We start from the raw sequence: 15919 nt of genomic DNA on the forward strand, positions 1-15919 counted from the left end.
GCCGCCCAAGTCGGCGTCGCCCACCCTAACTCGTTGAATACAGGCGCGTTTCGCAGAAGGCCAATTCCGGCCGCTGGAGCGCGTCGAAGGAGAGCAAGATGACTGAACAACTTCAGATGACCCGCCGGACGATGCTTGCCGGCGCTGCCCTGGCGGGCGCGGTTGCGCCGCTTCTCCATACCGCTTCGGCACAGGCGGCCGGCGCCGCCACGGCAGCGGGCACTGCCCCCATCGACATCTCGACCCTGCCGCGCGTGAAGGTCGATCTCGTCAAGCCGCCTTTCGTCCACGCCCATGAACAGGTCGCCAAGACCGGACCGCGCGTCGTCGAGTTCACCATGACGATCGAGGAAAAGAAGCTGGTGATCGACCGCGAAGGCACCGAGATCCACGCGATGACTTTCAATGGCTCGGTTCCTGGCCCGCTGATGGTGGTGCATGAGAACGACTATGTCGAGCTCCGCCTGATCAACCCGGCGACCAACACGCTGCTGCACAATATCGACTTCCACGCCGCAACCGGCGCGCTGGGCGGTGGTGCGCTGACGCAGGTCAATCCGGGCGAGGAAACCACGCTTCGCTTCAAGGCCACCAAGCCCGGCGTCTTCGTCTACCATTGCGCGCCCGAAGGCATGGTGCCCTGGCACGTCACCTCGGGCATGAACGGCGCCATCATGGTGCTGCCGCGCGAAGGCCTGAAGGACGAGAAGGGCCAGCCGCTGACCTATGACAAGATCTACTATGTCGGCGAGCAGGACTTCTACGTGCCGAAGGACGAGGCCGGGAACTACAAGAAGTACGAAACCCCCGGTGATGCCTATGAAGATGCGGTGAAGGCGATGCGCACGCTGACCCCGACCCACATCGTCTTCAACGGCGCGGTCGGCGCGCTGACCGGCGACAATGCCCTGACGGCGGCGGTGGGCGAGCGCGTGCTCGTCGTCCATTCGCAGGCCAACCGCGATACACGGCCGCACCTGATCGGTGGGCATGGTGACTATGTCTGGGCGACCGGCAAGTTCCGCAATCCGCCGGATCTCGACCAGGAAACCTGGCTCATTCCGGGCGGAACCGCGGGCGCTGCCTTCTACACATTCCGCCAGCCGGGTGTGTACGCCTACGTCAACCACAACCTGATCGAGGCCTTCGAACTGGGCGCTGCCGGTCACTTCAAGGTCACCGGCGATTGGAACGACGACCTCATGACTTCGGTCGTCAAGCCGGCGTCGATGTAGACGGCTGAAGCAAGGTGATTGCGGGGCCGCGATCTGCTCGACCCCGCACGCGAACAAAGGCACGCGCTCGTCAGCGCGTGCCCTTTCCCCGGAGGCCTCCCATGACCAGCAACAAGAAATCTGCGGTTTCGCTCCTCTCGCTCGCAGCCCCGGCCGTCCTTTTGGCCGCAATCGGTGGCGTGCTTTCGGCGAAGGTGGGGCTGTTCGACGATCTCAAGGACGGCGTCGACCTGTCGATCAGGCCGCCGGTGACCGTGACGATCGCACCGCGTCAAATGAGCTATCGGGCGGAGGGACACTTCCTGAAGAACGGCTTTGCTGTCGATGCGCCGATCGTCGTTGCGGCGCTCGAGCAGCCGCTCGAGATCATGAAGTACCAGGTGACACGTCAGGATTTTGAACGCTGCATCGCCGACGGCGCCTGCCAGCAGCCGGAGGGCGGCCATGGTGCCGGCCTGTCGGGCGTACCGATGACCGGGATCAACTATACCGACGCGAACGACTATGCGGCATGGCTGACCAGGAAGACCGGCGAAATCTGGCGTCTGCCGACCGACCAGCAATGGGCCTTTGCCGCCGGCTCCAAGTTTCCTGACGATGCGCTCGGGATCGACGGCAGCAAGGAAAATCCGGCGCTGCGTTGGTTGGCGGACTACGAGCGCGAGGCGAGCCGGCAGCGGGCGAAGGACCCGCTGCCGCAGCCTTCGGGCGCTTTCGGCGAGAACGAGTACGGCGTTGCGGACCTGGACGGCAATGTCTGGGAATGGACAGAGACTTGCCACCGCCGCGTGACGATCGGCGACGATGGTGAGGTTTTGAAGGAGCAGCCCGCCTGCGGCATCTTCGTCGTCAACGGCAAGCACCGGGCATCGATGAGCTTCTTCATCCGTGATCCGAAGAGTGGCGGCTGCGCCGTCGGCGTGCCGCCCGATAATCTCGGCTTCCGGTTGGTGCGCGACGGCCGCTGGTATTCGGGCTTCCTCTACGCCTTCGAACGCCGGCTCCAGGGCGCCGGGTGACATGGCGCAGGCAGTGGACCCGCTGGGGCTCGCACCTCTCAACCGGCACAAGGTCCAATACATGCTTTTGCCCCTAGATCGTCACCGATCTAGGGGCAAAAGCATGTGGCAATCGCGGTGCTATGGCGTCCTTTGCACATCTGACAGGACGTGCGGCGCCGTGGTCCTTTTGCAGGGTTCCGGGCTGTGCTAGAGCAGAGCAACTCAAACGGCAGGATGCCAAAGTGGCTGCACTCGATCGCACACTCGTCAAATCGCTCCCTCTTTTCCAGAAAATGAGCGATCAGGAACTGGATTCGCTGCTGACGCGCGCCACGGTGCGGCGTGTTCCGCAGAACGAAGCCGTGTTCGAGCAGGGTGCGCAGGCCGACTTCTTCTTCCTGCTGCTGCACGGCCGGCTGAAGGTGACCCAGGTCACCAAGGACGGGCAGCAGATCATCGTCCGGGTCGTCAATCCCGGCGACCTCTTCGGCTTTGCCCGTGCGCTGCAGCGCAGCGACTATCCGGGAACGGCGACGGCGGCGACCGAGAGCCTGGTTCTCGCCTGGCCGACGGAGCTCTGGAACGTCTTCGTCGAGAAGAACCCTCACCTCGCCGTCAATGCCATGCATACGATCGGGCAGCGTCTCGACGAGGCGCATACCCGCATCCGCGAAATGTCGACGGAAGAGGTCGAGCGCCGTGTCGCCCACACGGTTCTCCGCCTTGCGGAGCAGGCGGGCAAGCCGGAAGGCGGCGGCGTCCGCATCGACTTCCCGATCTCGCGCCAGGATATCGCCGAGATGACCGGAACAACGCTGCACACCGTCTCGCGCATCCTCAGCGCCTGGGAAGGGCAGGGCCTCGTCCAGGGCGGACGACAGAAGCTGATGCTCAAGGACATTCCAGGCTTGCGGCGTCTGGCTGAACGGATTGGCGGCTAGAGCGGCTGGCCGTACACCAGCGGGGCGATCCTGCGACGTTCTTCCACAAGTGCATCGCATGACGCCATTGCGAGTGACGAGCTATTGAGAACCCACCCCGCCAATCGCAAGATTGCACAATGTCGACGGGAAGGGATCTTAGATCACGGTTTACGATGGTTCAGGGTCTACTTTGGAGCGACGATCCCAGGATAGAAGTCACCGTCGCCGCCTTCGTAGTTGCCGCTGTAACCGCCACCGCCGGTTTGGGAGCATGCGGCGAGGCCCAGAACTATTGCCAACAAGATTGTAGCGCGCATTTTTCTACCTTTTTCAGTTCATCGTTCACGACAGGGCTGTCGAAATTCCGTCCTATCCTGTGGGGGATCAACCGATGTCGGGCAATCCCAATGGCAGGATTTTGCTAGGGTTTTTCCGCCCGAACAGCGTAGCGATGCTGGGACTGCCGTGCCAGACTCTTGAAGACATTCCAGTTCTTGGCCTGGGTGCGATGGATTTCGCGCAGGTCCCTGTCGACCGTGATGTCGACGAAGCCGGCCTTCTGCAACAGTTCGACGACGGCCTCGGCGCGGGCGCCCTTGGAGAAATGCACGCGGGAGAGAATGCTGCGATGCGTCGCCATCATCTGCGGTGAACCGGTCGGCGTTTCCGCCCTGAAGAGGCCGAGGCGTTGTCCCCAGGCGCTGAGCTTCGAGAACAGCCGCTCGAGTGCCGTCGAGTTGACGAAGTCGCCGTCGACGACGAGCAGCGTGCCGCCCGGCTTCAGCACGCGCAGCCATTCGGCAAAGGCTGCGGCCGGATCGACGAGTGTCCACACCAGGTGCCGGTTGACGATCACATCGTAATGGCCGTCGGGCTCCATGGTATTTTCGGCGTCGCCGAGGGCAAAGCGGATCGAGCGGCCACGATTGCGGGCCTTTTCGCGGGCGCGTTCGAGCATGGGTTCGGCCCAATCCAGGCCCTGCACCTTGAAGCCGAGTTCGTCGAGCAGGTGCGAGATGACGCCCGTTCCGCTTGCAAGGTCCAACGCGGCGCGGTCGGAGCCAGGTCCGAGGTGGCGTAGAAACAACGCGTGCCAGGCGGCGCGCTCCTCCTCCGAGAAGATCTCGTGTCCCGGCGACAGATCGAAGGTCGCGGCGCGCTCCGACCAGTAGGCCTTAATCTCATCCCGCAGGTTGTAGTTCTGCCGATCCGTTACATCGCTCATGTCGATACCGCCGTCTCTGTTTGGAGGCGTTCTAAAAGATAAATGTTGACTAATAAAGTCATGAAACATTAGATCGCGTCGATTTTTCCAGCGGAGCAGAAAACAATGCGGTTTTTCAACAGGGTGGCTGCGGCCGCCACGGGCTTTTGCGTGCTTTTTTCAACGGCAGCCTTCGCTGATGTCGTGACGCTGAAAGACGTGACCGGCCGCGATGTCGAGGTCAATGTACCGGTCGAGCACGTGATCCTCGGCGAAGGGCGCCAGATCTATTTCCTCGGTGCGCTCGACCGTGATGAGCCGTTCAAACGCGTCGTCGGCTGGCGCGACGATCTCTCCAAGGCCGATCCGGAAAGCTACGCCGCCTATCTCGCGAAATACCCTGATATCGCCAAGCTGCCGACCTTCGGCGGCATGAAGGACGGCACTTTCGATATCGAGCAGGCGGTGGCGCTAAAGCCCGATGTTGTCTTGATGAATGTCGATGCCAAGACGGCGACGGAGGAAGCCGGCTACATCGAGAAGCTCGCCAAGGTCGGCATTCCGCTCGTCTATGTCGACTTCCGCGAAAAGCCGATGGAAAACACCGAGCCGAGCATGCGTGTGATGGGCAAGCTGCTGGGCAAGGAGGAGAAGGCCGAAGAGTTCATCAAGTTCCGCGCCGAGAGCATCGCCAAGGTGACCGACGTTTTGGCGAAGGCCAATCCGAAGAAGCCGCTGGTCTTCGTCGAGCGCGCCGGCGGTTACTCCGACGATTGCTGCATGTCTTTCGGCAACGAGAATTTCGGCAAGATGGTCGAATTCGCCGGCGGCGTGAACATGGCCAAGGACATCATTCCCGGCACCTTCGGCACGGTCAATCCGGAGCAGATCATCGCCGCGAACCCGGACCAGATCATCATCACCGGCGGCAACTGGCAGGGTTACGTGCCGGGCGGCGCCTGGGTTGGCGTCGGTTATGGCGCGGATGTAAAGGAAGCGGCCCGCAAGCTCGAAAACCTGACCAAGCGCCCGGCCTTCACCGGCGTGCAGGCGGTCAAGGACGGCCAGGTACATGCCATCTGGCACCAGTTCTACAACAACCCCTACCAGTTCGTCGCGATCCAGCAGATCGCCAAGTGGCTGCATCCGGATCTCTTCGCCGATCTCGACCCGGAAGCGACGTTCACGGAGCTGCACGAGCGCTTCCTGCCGCTTCCCTATGAGGGCGGCTACTTCGTTTCGCTGACGACCAGCAAGTAAGCGCATCGACAGCCGGAGGAGGGGAGGTCTCTACGGCACCGCGCGAAGGTCGCCGTAGCACTTTGAATTGCTGCATGTTTTCGCCCTTAAATCGCATGCGATTTAAAGAACAGCAGCAGCGTCGCGATCGAAAGGAATGAGAATGCCGATCTTCAGGAAAATCGCGTCGGCGATGATCGCCGCCATTGTGCTGGCGGTTCTGCCGGCTAGCGCCGCGGAAATCATCGACGTTACCGGCCGCCGGGTCGAAATCGCGCTGCCCGCCAAGCGCGTGCTGCTGGGCGAGGCGCGGCAGATCCATGTCGCGGCGGCGCTGAAAGGCGAGCATGTCTTCGACACGATCGTCGGCTGGCGCGACGACCTCGTGAAAAAGGACCCGGATTCCTACGCCGCCTATGTCGAGCGCTTCCCCGAGATCGAGAAGCTGCCGCGTTTCGGCTATATCCCTTCAGGCGATTTCAGCCTCGAAGCGGCCATTGCGTTGCAGCCCGATGTGCTGACCCTGAACCTCGAGGCTGAGAAGGCCGTCGAGGAATCCGGCTTCATCGAGAAGGCGGCGGCCGCTGGCATCGCCGTCGTCTATCTCGACTTCCGCGTCGATCCGGCTGCCAACAGCGAGAAATCGGTCGAAATCCTCGGCCAGCTCTTCGGCGCCGAGGCAAAGGCGCGTGAATTCATCGAATACCGCAATGCCCAGATCGCGTTGGTGACGGACCGTCTGAAGACGGCGGGGGCAATCGCACGCCCGAAAGTCTTCATCGAGCGCTCTCCCGGTATCACCGGCGACGTCGTCTGCTGCCGAACCTTCGGTCCGGCCAATTTCGGCAAGATGGTGGAAGAGGCCGGCGGCCACAATATCGGTTCGGACGTGATCAAGGGCACCTTCGGCGACCTAAATCCCGAGCAGCTCATCGTCAGTGATCCCGATCATGTCATCATCACCGGCAGCAACTGGTCGGCGGAATCCGATCTCAACCAGTTCGTCAGCGTCGGCCGTGGCGCCGATGCGGCGGCGGCCAAGGTGCGTCTGCGCGGTCTGATGCAGCGCCCTGGCTTTCCCGGCCTGAAGGCGGTGAAGGAAGGTAACGTGCACGCCGTCTGGCATCAGTTCTACGGCGCGCCTTACGAGTTCATTCCGATCCAGCAGTTTGCCAAATGGTTCCAGCCGGAGCTTTTTGCCGACATCGACCCGGACCGGACTTTCCGCGAGTTTCACGAGAAGTTCCTGCCGGTAACATATCGCCCGGGCTACTTCGTCTCGCTTCCGAAGGGTGGTGAATGATGGTTGCGATGACCGACCAGGTTTCCGGCGTTGAGGGACGGGGGCGCTACCGCGCGCTCGTCCTGCGTCGTTTGGTGCTGATCTTCTGTCTCGTCGGCGCGCTGTTTGCGTCCGTCGCGGTCGACATGGCGCTTGGGCCTGCAAACTATCCGCTTACCGATGTGCTGACGGCGCTGTTCCGGCCGGAAACGGTGAGCGACCAGCTCCGGGTAGTGATCTGGGACATCCGCATGCCGATCGCGCTGATGGCCGTGACGGTCGGTGCCTCGCTGTCGGTCGCCGGCGCGCAGATGCAGACGATCCTCGCCAATCCGCTGGCAAGTCCGTTCACGCTCGGCATCTCCGCCGCTGCCGGCTTCGGCGCGGCCCTCGGCCTCGTTGCCGGCGTCGCGGTCTTTCCGGTTGCAGTCCAGTACATGGTGCCGATCAACGCCTTCCTGATGGCGATGCTGGCGGCGCTCTTCATCCACTTCGCCTCCACCATGCGCGGCGTCACGGTGGAAACGATCGTGCTGCTCGGCATCGCGCTCGTCTTCACCTTCAATGCTGCGCTGTCGCTGCTCGAATACCTCGCCTCCGAGCAGGCGCTGGCCGCGGTCGTCTTCTGGACGATGGGCAGCCTCACCAAGGCAACCTGGCCGAAGGTCTGGATCACCGGCGCCGTGCTGCTGTTCGCCTTGCCGCTCTTTGCACGGCACGCCTGGGCGCTGACGGCGCTTCGGCTCGGCGACGACAAGGCGGCGAGCTTCGGCATCAATGTTCGCCGGCTAAGGCTCGAGGCGATGATGACGGTCAGCCTGCTTGCGGCGATCCCGGTCTCATTCGTCGGCACGATCGGTTTCGTCGGTCTCGTCGGGCCGCACATCGCCCGCATGCTGGTCGGCGAGGATCAGCGCTTCTTCCTGCCGGCCTCGGTGCTCTGCGGTGCGCTGCTGCTTTCGGTCACCTCGGTCGTCAGCAAGATGCTGATTCCGGGCGCGGTGCTGCCGATCGGCGTCATCACCGCGCTCGTCGGCGTGCCCTTCTTCTTCGTGCTGATTTTCACCAACAGGAGGCGCGCATGGTAAGCCTGACGCTGGAAAAGGTCGGCGCGAACTATGGCCGGCGCACGGTGCTGTCGGACGTCAATACAGGTGTCCTTAGGGGCGGTGGCCTAACGGCGGTGATCGGTCCCAATGCCGCCGGCAAGTCGACGCTGTTCAAGCGCATCGCAAGCCTGACGTCCGGGCCCGGCACTGTCCACCTTTCGGATACCGCCAAGGGGCCTGAGGGCATCTGCTACATGCCGCAGGATACTGGCGCCAATGCCGTGCTCACCGTCTACGAGTCGGTGCTTCTGTCGGCCAAGCAGGGTTCCGGCTGGAAGGTGAAGGACGCCGAACTCGCCGAGATCGACCGAGTGCTCGGCGAACTCCGGATCGCCGACCTCGCCTTTCGCGGTCTCGGCGAACTCTCCGGTGGCCAGCGCCAGCTCGTCTCCATCGCCCAGGCCCTGGTGCGCAAGCCCGAAGTGCTGTTGATGGACGAGCCGACCTCGGCGCTTGATCTCTTCCGCCAGATCGAGGTGCTCGGCTTCATGAAGCGCCTGTCGGCGCAGTCGGGCATGGCGGTGCTGATCGCGCTGCACGACCTGAACCATGCGCTGCGCTACTGCGACGACACGATCGTCATCAGCGGCGGCTCGGTGTTGGCGAGCGGTCCGACCCATGAGGTCATCACCGCGGACATGCTGCGCTCGGTCTACCGCGTCGAGGCGCGTGTGGAGGCTTGCTCCATGGGGCGCCCGGTCGTCATCGTCGACGAGTCGCTTTAGGCGCCAGGGCAATCCCAGGAAAATGTGAAGCGGTTTCCGTCTGGAACTGCGCCAATTCAAGAGGCTGGAAGCACTTCGCCGCTGAGGCGGCGAAGTGCGGCTTCTGAGATCAGGTCGGCTTGTGTCCCTTCAGGCCGTAGAAGGCGATATAGGCATAGCAGGCGACGGGCATCAGGAAGGCGAGGTGGATGCCGATTGTGTCGGCAAGGCCGCCCTGAACCAACGGCAACAGCGCGCCGCCGACGATTGCCAGGCACAGGATGCCGGAGCCCTGGCTCGTGTATTTCCCGAGGCCGTAGAGCGCCAGGCTGAAGATCGTCGGGAACATGATCGAGTTGAAAAGCCCGATCGCCAGAACCGACCACATGGCAACGCTGCCGCCGGCAAAGACGGTTAGCAGCAACAGCACCATCGCTGCGACTGCGTTGAAGGCCAGCGCCTTGCCGTCGTCGACGAAGCGCATCGCAACCGCGCCGATGAACCGGCCGACCATCGCTCCGCCCCAGAAATACATCACATAATGGGCGGCTTCGGCTTCGGAGAGACCGGCAATATCGGGCTGGTTCAAGAAGTTGACGAGGAAGCTGCCGATGCTGACCTCCGCGCCGACATAGACGAAGATGCCGATGGCGCCGAGGATCAGGTGGCGGTAGTGCCAAGCCGACTTGCCGTCGGTGATCGGCTCGATCTCGTCATGCACTTCGACGGTCGGCAGCTTCAGGGCGGCAAAGAGCGCAGCAAGCAGCAGGAAGGCGGCGGCAAGAAGCAAGTAGGGCAACTTGACCGCGCTCGCTTCGGCGAGCCTCAGCGCGTCGACTTGCTCCGGCGTCGCGTCGGCGGTGGCGACGACAGCAGCCGACAGGATCAACGTTGCGCCGAACATCGGGGCCAGCGTCGTGCCGAGCGAGTTGAAGGCCTGGGTCAGGGTCAGGCGGCTTGCGGCCGTATCCGGCGGACCAAGCACGGTCACATAGGGGTTGGCCGAAACCTGCAGCAGCGTGATGCCGCTTGCCAGCACGAAGAGAGCACCGAGGAACAGCGCATAGATGCGATAGCTTGCCGCCGGGACGAACAGCGCGCAGCCGATGGCGGCGATGACGAGACCGAGCACGATCCCCCATTTGTAGCTGATGCGCTTGACGAGTGCGCCGGCGGGCAGCGAGACGATGAAATAGGCGCCGAAGAAGCAGAACTGGATCAGCATCGACTGCGTGTAGTTGAGCGAAAAGACATTCTTCAGATGCGGGATCAGAATGTCGTTCAGGCACGTGATGAAGCCCCACATGAAGAACAGTGAGGTGAGCGCGAAGAGGGCAAATCGATAGCCCGTCGCGTCCGGTGACGCGGATGAGGCCGCGCGCGTGGGCTCAGCGCCCTTGGTGATGATACCTGCCAATGGTTTTACCTCATGATGTCGTTGACGCCGGAGCTTGGGCCTTGGGAGGGCGTCGCATTGGACGCGCCGGCGGCAGCCGTGATGTTCGTTTGGGAGCACGAAGATGCCCGGCTGCGCGGCCGCTTATACCGCGCGCACAGGGCTTTGACAGTGTGAAAGGTAGGATTTCCCCGGTCGCCGGGCCCGTCACGAGGGCTGGCTATAGGTCAGAGCGTGGCCAGTTCGCGATTGGAAAGTGTGCCGCCATTGGCCCGTTTGATGTCGAGCTTCCGTTCGAGCGCCGCCATGATGTCCTCGCTGAACTCGATCGATGTCAGTTCGGCGATTTCAGGCAGGGCTCCTGGGGTGAAGACGTTGACTTCAACGAGCTTGTCGCCGACGACGTCGAGACCGACGAGGAACATGCCGTCGCGCACCAGCTTCGGCCGCATCTGTTCGGCCACCGCGAGCATTTCCGGCGTGACGACGGCGGCGACGGGCCTGCCGTTGACATGCATGTTGGAGCGCAAATCACCTTCCGGCGGGACTCGCCTCACGGCGGCATAGGTATCGCCGCGCTTGAGTGGCAAGCCGTTCATCAGGAAAAGCCGGACGTCGCCTTCGGTTGCCGCGGGCAGATATTCCTGCGCGATAACATAACCCATCTCGCTGACAGCTTCGAAGATCTGGTTGAGGTTTGTCTCGTGGCTGGAACTGACCTTGAAGACGTTCTTGCCGCCGGAGCCCTGCAGCGGCTTCAGGATGACACCTTCCGGGTGCTCGTCGACGAAGGTTCTGATCTCCTCGATATGCTTCGAGATCAGCGTGGTCGGCCGGACCATCTCGGGGAAGTCCTGGAGATAGAGCTTGTTCTGCGCCCGCGCCAGCCCGTCGGGATCGTTGACGACGATTGCCCCGCGCTCGGTCGCAAGCCGCCCGAAGATCACGCCCGCCTGGGTGGCCCAGGGACGCGGACCGGCGTCTTCCGATGGGTCGCTCCTCAAAAACAGAACGTCGACATCGGCGATGTCCAGGATGTCTCGCCCAGTCGCGTCGCCCCTTAATGCGGCGATGAAGGTTTCGGCCTTGCGCGGCTTCGCCGTGCCGAGGTTGAGGGCGTGGATCATCAAGCGGCCATCGGGCCTCAGGATGAAATCACCAGGGGTGACGTAGACGATCTCGTGGCCACGGGCGAGTGCCGCAAGCGCAAGCGATGTCGTCGCGTAGAACGTCTCTTCGCCCTCGATGGAGTTGACGAAAAAGGCGATGCGCATTCAGTTTCCTACTCTGCGACCATGTCGAGCGGGGTAATTCCCCTCTGGGCTCGCTGAAGTCGGTCGCGCGCTTTGACGTCGTCGAGGAAAATAGGGCGAATGGCCGCGGCACCAAGGAGGCCGCGCAAATTGAGTTCCTGGATCGCAGCGAAATGCGACGCGGCGATCTTGCCCATCCAGAAGGGCTCGAGACTGCCGCCGTCGGCGAGATGGTCGAGAAGCTGCAGCAGGCCGCGCAGGTAGATCGCGTCCTTGACCAGCCCGCCGCCGCGATAGATGCGCAGCGTAATGTTGAAGGCCTCGGCGGTGCCGAAGCCGTGGCCGTTGACGAGCAGCCGGTAGGTGTCCGGAAACGGTGCGCCGTCAAGCAGGGCCGCGCAGCCGACGACTCTCGCGGCAAGCACCCGCAGCCGGTCCGCGGTCATGCCGGCGCTCAAGTATTCGGCGAAAACGGCAAGCCCTTCCTGCATGCCCTCGTAACCCGCAAGCCCGGAGCGGAGGATCCTGAGGCCCTGCGCCGAGCCGTTGAAGTAGGTCAGCAGGTGTACGCCGACCTCGTGGTTCAGCAGCGCCTCGACGCGATCGGGGTCGAGTGCCGAGCTTCGCGCGATCAGCAATTGGCCGCGCGAGACGAGCAGGCCGGCTGGCAGGTCGTCGCGAATTTCGACGGAGGCGGTGAAATCGGCCGACTGGCGCCGATAGGCTGATATCATCGCCTGGGCACGCTCTCTTATGTAGTCGCAGTCGCGCTTGTTGCCGGATGTCGGCGGTGCGTCGCCATCGGCTGCTGTGCGCGTAAGGATCTCGGACGCGGCGTTGAGAAGTTCGCTTTCCACCGAGCCGTAGAGTGCGCGGCCGAGTTCGACGAATTTGCGGGTCTCGCGCGCGGATATCATCGAGAGCTGGAGATCGACCTCCTGCTGCTTTTCCCGATAGAGGGCATAGAGCAGCGGATCTTCGAGATGCTCGAAATTGAGGGTGAAGAGTTTGCGCTTGGCCGTTTCGATCTGCAGCGCCAGCGGCCGATAGTAGAGGCGGGGGCTTCTGGAAAAGCCGCTCGACGCGAATTCCGCCCACGCGGTTTCGGCGTTGATCGGCGTCACCGCGAGCAGGAAATCGAAGCTCGAGGCAATCTCGTCGATACCGCGGTCCGCACGCACCACCGCATCGACGAAGGCCTTGCGGCCGAAGGCGCGGTGCGTCGGCAGCCGAAAGTCGTCGGACCTCGCGCGGGCGAAAGCCGCAACGGCGCGGAGTCCGGCATCGAAGACGCTCGCAACCAGCCGCTCGCGCAATTGCGGATAGATGCGGCGGGTGCCCGGCTCGCAGTAGATGGGGGCAAAACGCACGGTGAGATGGGGATAGTCGAGCGCCAGGGCCTTTCGGCCTGCCCGTGCCTCCGGTTGCCGCTCGACAAGCGTCACATGCGGGGTCCGGAACTTTCCCTCGATCGTCGCAGCCGTCTCGATCAGTGCTTTCGCGGCAACCTGCTCGCCGGCGCTTAGCCCGGCGACGACCTCGATCAGGAAGGGCGGCAGGAACGGCGCGTCCTTGGCCGGCGGGTCATCGCTTTCGAGCTCGGCAAATTCGAGAACGATGAACATGCCCAAACGCTCTTCGATCACCTGGCCGACCCGCTCGATGACAACGGCGGCGATATCGACGCTCGGCGCCAGCAGATAGGCGGCATTCGCCTGGGCGATATCGCGCGCGACCGGCTGCTGGTGCTCGGCGGCGATATGGACGCAGAGGAAGGGAAGCAGGCGGTCGATGTGCAGCCGTCCACCCTCGCCGAAGTCCTGTCGCACGGCGCGACCGTCCGTCAGTCTGACAATGGCTTCATCGAGCCACTCCGGGTCAGGGCTCGCGCGCATGGGTCTCCCGTCCGTCATCGCTGCCTCGCGAGCGCCTCGGTCAGGACCGGAACGAGTGATCCGACCAGTGAGCGCAGCGACCTCAGCGCTTCGAGGTCCGGCTTGCCGGTCCATTCGTCCATGAAGGTCTTCTTGAACTCGATCGCGATCGCGCAGCCCGTATCGGGAAAGTGCTCGTGGATGAAGCGCGTCTGTTCTCCGCGTCCCTGAAAGGCAATGTTTTCACGCACATCCACAGGCCGACCCGCGAGCGTGGTGGCGCCAATGGCCGATATCAGCGTTTCGATCACGCCGGCCCATTTGACCCGATCCATGGACGAGGTTCCGATGTTGATCTCGGGCGCCTCGGCGATATCGGCCGGTTCGGCTTCCGGCCCCTGCCGCCGATGGTTGTAGCTGTGAACGTCGAGCACGATGAAGCGCTGATGGCGGCGCTCGATCGCCGTCAGCATCGACCGCAGCATGGCGTAGTATTCGTCATGGACGGCGAGGGATGTTTCGATCAACGCGGCAGGCGGCTGCTCTCGCCAGACGGAAAGGCCCCAGGCCTGTGCGGGCTGGAGATAGATGGCGCCTGCACGGGCACGATTGATATCGACCTCGAAGCGCGAACGATGGACGACGATGCGGTTGGCGAGGTCGCGGATGATGAACTCCGTGAACGGGTCCTCCTCGCGCAGCCTTTCTTCCTCCGTCAACGCCACCAGCGCCCGGGCATCGCTGCGCATGGCATGCCCATTGTGGATCGCGGTGCCGACGATCGGTCCATCGCCGCGATTTACGGTCCACCAGGCGTTCTGCGTGGCTGAACGGAACTGTTCCGTCGGCTCGCGTTGCATGTTCGCTCCCGCATGCCCTCACTATGGGCGCTTCGGGAATGCAACTCCCGGGCACGCCCGAGAGTTCCGCAAAGATTCAAAATTCCATGGCAGATCAGTCCGGTTCGGGGTGCCGTTCTCGGTTCCCGCTTCAGCGCGAAGATGCCGCGATTTCGCCGAGGATCCATTGGCGGAAGGCGCTGATCTTCGGTGAATTGCGCCGCGTCTCCGGGTAGACCAGCCAGTAGGCATGGTCGTCGTTGCAGAGAAGATCGAAGGGCTGGACGAGGCGCCCATCGGCCAGTTCGGCGGCGAAGAACGCCGGTGTCAGGATCGCCACGCCCTGGCCGGCCGTGGCGGCGTTGCCCTCATAGGCCTGTGCGCCCATGCTGGCGCCGGGACGACTTGAAAGCCCCTCGGCAGGCACATTCGCGGCCTCAAACCACTTCGCCCACCAGGGATCGCCGGGATCGAGCAGCGGCAGACCCAACAGATCGGCCGGCTCTTTCACCCCGCCGATACTGGCCGCAAGGCTCGGGCTGAGCATAGGGGTGAAGTCGGCGTTGATCAGCCGGTGCGCCGCAAGCCCCGGCCAGTCGCCGCGGCCTGAGCGAATGCCGATATCGACCTCCTCGCGGCTGAAGTCCACCAGGTGAGGCTCCGTTTGAAGGCGGACGGCAAGGGAAGGGTGGGCGATCTGAAAGGAGCCAAGACGCCGCGCCAGCCAATTGGAGGCGAAGGTGGCGATCGTGCTGATGACAAGCGTTCCCTGGGCGCCGCCGCGCGCCGTGACATAGGCTTCGCTGAGCTGCTCGAAGGCCTGTGTGACCGCCGGAGCGAGCCGCTGTCCGACTTCTGTCAAGGCGATCTGGCGCGGTCGACGCAAAAACAAGGGCGCGCCGAGCCGATCCTCGAGAACCTTGATCTGATAGCTCACCGCGGCCTGGGTCATGCCGAGCTCGGTTGCGGCCTTGGTGAAGCTTCCATGCCGGGCGACCGCCTCGAAGACGCGGATCGCCGTCAATGGTGGAAGCGGAAGTGTCTTATGCATTAAATGGCCTTATGCATGATAAGCGATATTCGATTGGAAGGTGATGCCGTTCGTAACCATTTTCAAGATCCGTCCATTAGACGGATTGATGAAGAGGATGACGGCTATGACAACCATTCAAGTACGTAGTTTTTCGTCGACAAACGATTTTTCCGCGCGCTCCTGGCTGGCGCTTCTGTTCGCGCGGAAGCGTCGCGCGCTCGATGTCGTCGACGTCAGAGACCTGTCTGATCACCTGAAGCGGGACATGGGCTTCCTCGATGGCAACCGCCCCGACGCGAAGGATCTCCCGACCGCTTGACCGCTTCCGACCTGGGCGAGCCTCCCACCGCCCAGGTCCACCAATGCCGCGGAGCGCATCACCGTCACCGCGGCCTCCTTCCTCCATTGCATTCCCTCGCGGCTTTGACGTGCGCCATGTGTGGATGGCTCCGGTTTGGCAAGAGGTTTGTTGACTTTTTTGCACATTGCTGGTCGGAGCTGCCATGTGTCCGGCCTTTCAATGCGGCACAGAACGAGGCCGCTGGCCATAATGCTCTCCGCGGATTGGGTCCCGGTCAAGAGCTCGCGCTCGAAGCGCCTGGCGCATAGTGGGTTGTCCCTCTCCTCGGGCCGACTGGCATAGGTGCGTTACAAGTCTCCTGCTCTTACCAACGGTGGTCACGACGCTTGCGTTGTGTCTCAGGCCCCGGCCGCGACCGGTATTGCTCGAAAGGGTTCGTTACGGCTCATCATCGCCCAGGCAACCCGCGCCATCTTGTTGGCGAGCGCTACCGCCGCGACCTTCGACTGACGGCGCTCCATCAGGC

At 63.1% G+C, this 15919-nt stretch carries 14 protein-coding genes and 1 pseudogene; 8 read left to right on the forward strand and 7 right to left on the reverse strand.

The genetic code is table 11. The features are described from left to right. The first annotated feature begins 98 nt into the window (after positions 1-98). The 3 genes from nirK to BLU35_RS27205 all read left to right on the forward strand — a co-directional run bounded on the left by nirK (position 99) and on the right by BLU35_RS27205 (position 3177). Positions 99-1235: a copper-containing nitrite reductase gene (nirK, locus tag BLU35_RS27195; RefSeq protein ID WP_093235278.1), complete on the forward strand. Its 1137-nt coding sequence runs from the start codon at positions 99-101 to the stop codon at positions 1233-1235. A 101-nt stretch (positions 1236-1336) separates the two neighbouring features. Then, positions 1337-2254: an SUMF1/EgtB/PvdO family nonheme iron enzyme gene (locus tag BLU35_RS27200; protein WP_093235279.1), complete on the forward strand. Its 918-nt coding sequence runs from the start codon at positions 1337-1339 to the stop codon at positions 2252-2254. Between the two features lie 275 nt (positions 2255-2529). Beyond that, positions 2530-3177 carry a Crp/Fnr family transcriptional regulator gene (locus tag BLU35_RS27205; protein WP_093235291.1) on the forward strand — a complete coding sequence of 216 codons (648 nt, stop codon included), beginning with the start codon at positions 2530-2532 and terminating at the stop codon, positions 3175-3177. A 403-nt stretch (positions 3178-3580) separates the two neighbouring features. On the opposite strand, the gene BLU35_RS27210 is transcribed toward BLU35_RS27205, so the two are convergent. Further along, positions 3581-4384 carry a class I SAM-dependent methyltransferase gene (locus BLU35_RS27210; RefSeq protein ID WP_093235280.1) on the reverse strand — a complete coding sequence of 268 codons (804 nt, stop codon included), beginning with the start codon at positions 4382-4384 and terminating at the stop codon, positions 3581-3583. A gap of 105 nt (positions 4385-4489) precedes the next feature. Here BLU35_RS27210 and BLU35_RS27215 point away from each other — a divergent pair, with 105 nt between their 5' ends. From BLU35_RS27215 to BLU35_RS27230, 4 genes are all read left to right on the forward strand, one after another. Next, complete coding sequence (locus BLU35_RS27215; RefSeq protein ID WP_093235281.1) at positions 4490-5623, forward strand: ABC transporter substrate-binding protein; 1134 nt, start codon at positions 4490-4492, stop codon at positions 5621-5623. Between the two features lie 136 nt (positions 5624-5759). Continuing rightward, the gene (locus BLU35_RS27220; RefSeq protein ID WP_176907464.1) at positions 5760-6905 is read left to right on the forward strand and encodes an ABC transporter substrate-binding protein; all 1146 of its coding nucleotides are present in this window, start codon (positions 5760-5762) and stop codon (positions 6903-6905) included. Further along, entirely contained in the window at positions 6902-7972 is a 1071-nt protein-coding gene (locus BLU35_RS27225; RefSeq protein ID WP_058322859.1) for a FecCD family ABC transporter permease, read from the forward strand. The genes BLU35_RS27220 and BLU35_RS27225 overlap by 4 nt, the downstream gene beginning before the upstream one ends. Further along, entirely contained in the window at positions 7966-8718 is a 753-nt protein-coding gene (locus tag BLU35_RS27230; RefSeq protein WP_058322860.1) for an ABC transporter ATP-binding protein, read from the forward strand. Before BLU35_RS27225 ends, BLU35_RS27230 begins: the two co-directional genes overlap by 7 nt. Positions 8719-8827: 109 nt before the next feature. Here the strand turns inward: BLU35_RS27230 and BLU35_RS27235 are convergent, their stop codons facing one another. The 5 genes from BLU35_RS27235 to gcvA all read right to left on the reverse strand — a co-directional run bounded on the left by BLU35_RS27235 (position 8828) and on the right by gcvA (position 15110). Beyond that, complete coding sequence (locus tag BLU35_RS27235) at positions 8828-10102, reverse strand: sugar MFS transporter (protein ID WP_286161647.1); 1275 nt, start codon at positions 10100-10102, stop codon at positions 8828-8830. 218 nt (positions 10103-10320) lie between these two features. Next, complete coding sequence (locus BLU35_RS27240) at positions 10321-11367, reverse strand: glutathione synthetase (protein WP_093235283.1); 1047 nt, start codon at positions 11365-11367, stop codon at positions 10321-10323. An 8-nt stretch (positions 11368-11375) separates the two neighbouring features. Further along, the gene (locus BLU35_RS27245) at positions 11376-13241 is read right to left on the reverse strand and encodes a flavohemoglobin expression-modulating QEGLA motif protein (RefSeq protein ID WP_502688180.1); all 1866 of its coding nucleotides are present in this window, start codon (positions 13239-13241) and stop codon (positions 11376-11378) included. A 14-nt stretch (positions 13242-13255) separates the two neighbouring features. Beyond that, on the reverse strand, positions 13256-14080 hold the full coding sequence (locus BLU35_RS27250; RefSeq protein ID WP_093235285.1) for an N-formylglutamate amidohydrolase: 825 nt from the start codon (positions 14078-14080) through the stop codon (positions 13256-13258). 130 nt (positions 14081-14210) lie between these two features. Continuing rightward, entirely contained in the window at positions 14211-15110 is a 900-nt protein-coding gene (gene gcvA, locus BLU35_RS27255) for a transcriptional regulator GcvA (protein WP_093235286.1), read from the reverse strand. A 106-nt stretch (positions 15111-15216) separates the two neighbouring features. Between gcvA and BLU35_RS27260 the strand changes: the two genes are divergently transcribed. Then, the gene (locus tag BLU35_RS27260) at positions 15217-15411 is read left to right on the forward strand and encodes a hypothetical protein (RefSeq protein WP_058322977.1); all 195 of its coding nucleotides are present in this window, start codon (positions 15217-15219) and stop codon (positions 15409-15411) included. 380 nt (positions 15412-15791) lie between these two features. Here the strand turns inward: BLU35_RS27260 and BLU35_RS36355 are convergent. Next, positions 15792-15919: pseudogene (locus tag BLU35_RS36355) on the reverse strand (IS110 family transposase); the annotation flags it as partial.

The sequence above is a fragment of the Sinorhizobium sp. NFACC03 genome, assembly GCF_900103435.1.
GTDB lineage: Bacteria > Pseudomonadota > Alphaproteobacteria > Rhizobiales > Rhizobiaceae > Ensifer.

Bases quoted from the DNA above. Each gene is read 5' to 3' on its own strand.
- nirK (WP_093235278.1), top strand. From the start codon at position 99: ATGACTGAACAACTTCAGATGACCCGCCGGACGATGCTTGCCGGCGCT.
- BLU35_RS27200 (WP_093235279.1), top strand. From the start codon at position 1,337: ATGACCAGCAACAAGAAATCTGCGGTTTCGCTCCTCTCGCTCGCAGCC.
- BLU35_RS27205 (WP_093235291.1), top strand. From the start codon at position 2,530: ATGAGCGATCAGGAACTGGATTCGCTGCTGACGCGCGCCACGGTGCGG.
- BLU35_RS27210 (WP_093235280.1), bottom strand. From the start codon at position 4,384: ATGAGCGATGTAACGGATCGGCAGAACTACAACCTGCGGGATGAGATT.
- BLU35_RS27215 (WP_093235281.1), top strand. From the start codon at position 4,490: ATGCGGTTTTTCAACAGGGTGGCTGCGGCCGCCACGGGCTTTTGCGTG.
- BLU35_RS27220 (WP_176907464.1), top strand. From the start codon at position 5,760: ATGAGAATGCCGATCTTCAGGAAAATCGCGTCGGCGATGATCGCCGCC.
- BLU35_RS27225 (WP_058322859.1), top strand. From the start codon at position 6,902: ATGATGGTTGCGATGACCGACCAGGTTTCCGGCGTTGAGGGACGGGGG.
- BLU35_RS27230 (WP_058322860.1), top strand. From the start codon at position 7,966: ATGGTAAGCCTGACGCTGGAAAAGGTCGGCGCGAACTATGGCCGGCGC.
- BLU35_RS27240 (WP_093235283.1), bottom strand. From the start codon at position 11,367: ATGCGCATCGCCTTTTTCGTCAACTCCATCGAGGGCGAAGAGACGTTC.
- BLU35_RS27245 (WP_502688180.1), bottom strand. From the start codon at position 13,241: ATGCGCGCGAGCCCTGACCCGGAGTGGCTCGATGAAGCCATTGTCAGA.
- BLU35_RS27250 (WP_093235285.1), bottom strand. From the start codon at position 14,080: ATGCAACGCGAGCCGACGGAACAGTTCCGTTCAGCCACGCAGAACGCC.
- gcvA (WP_093235286.1), bottom strand. From the start codon at position 15,110: ATGCATAAGACACTTCCGCTTCCACCATTGACGGCGATCCGCGTCTTC.
- BLU35_RS27260 (WP_058322977.1), top strand. From the start codon at position 15,217: ATGACAACCATTCAAGTACGTAGTTTTTCGTCGACAAACGATTTTTCC.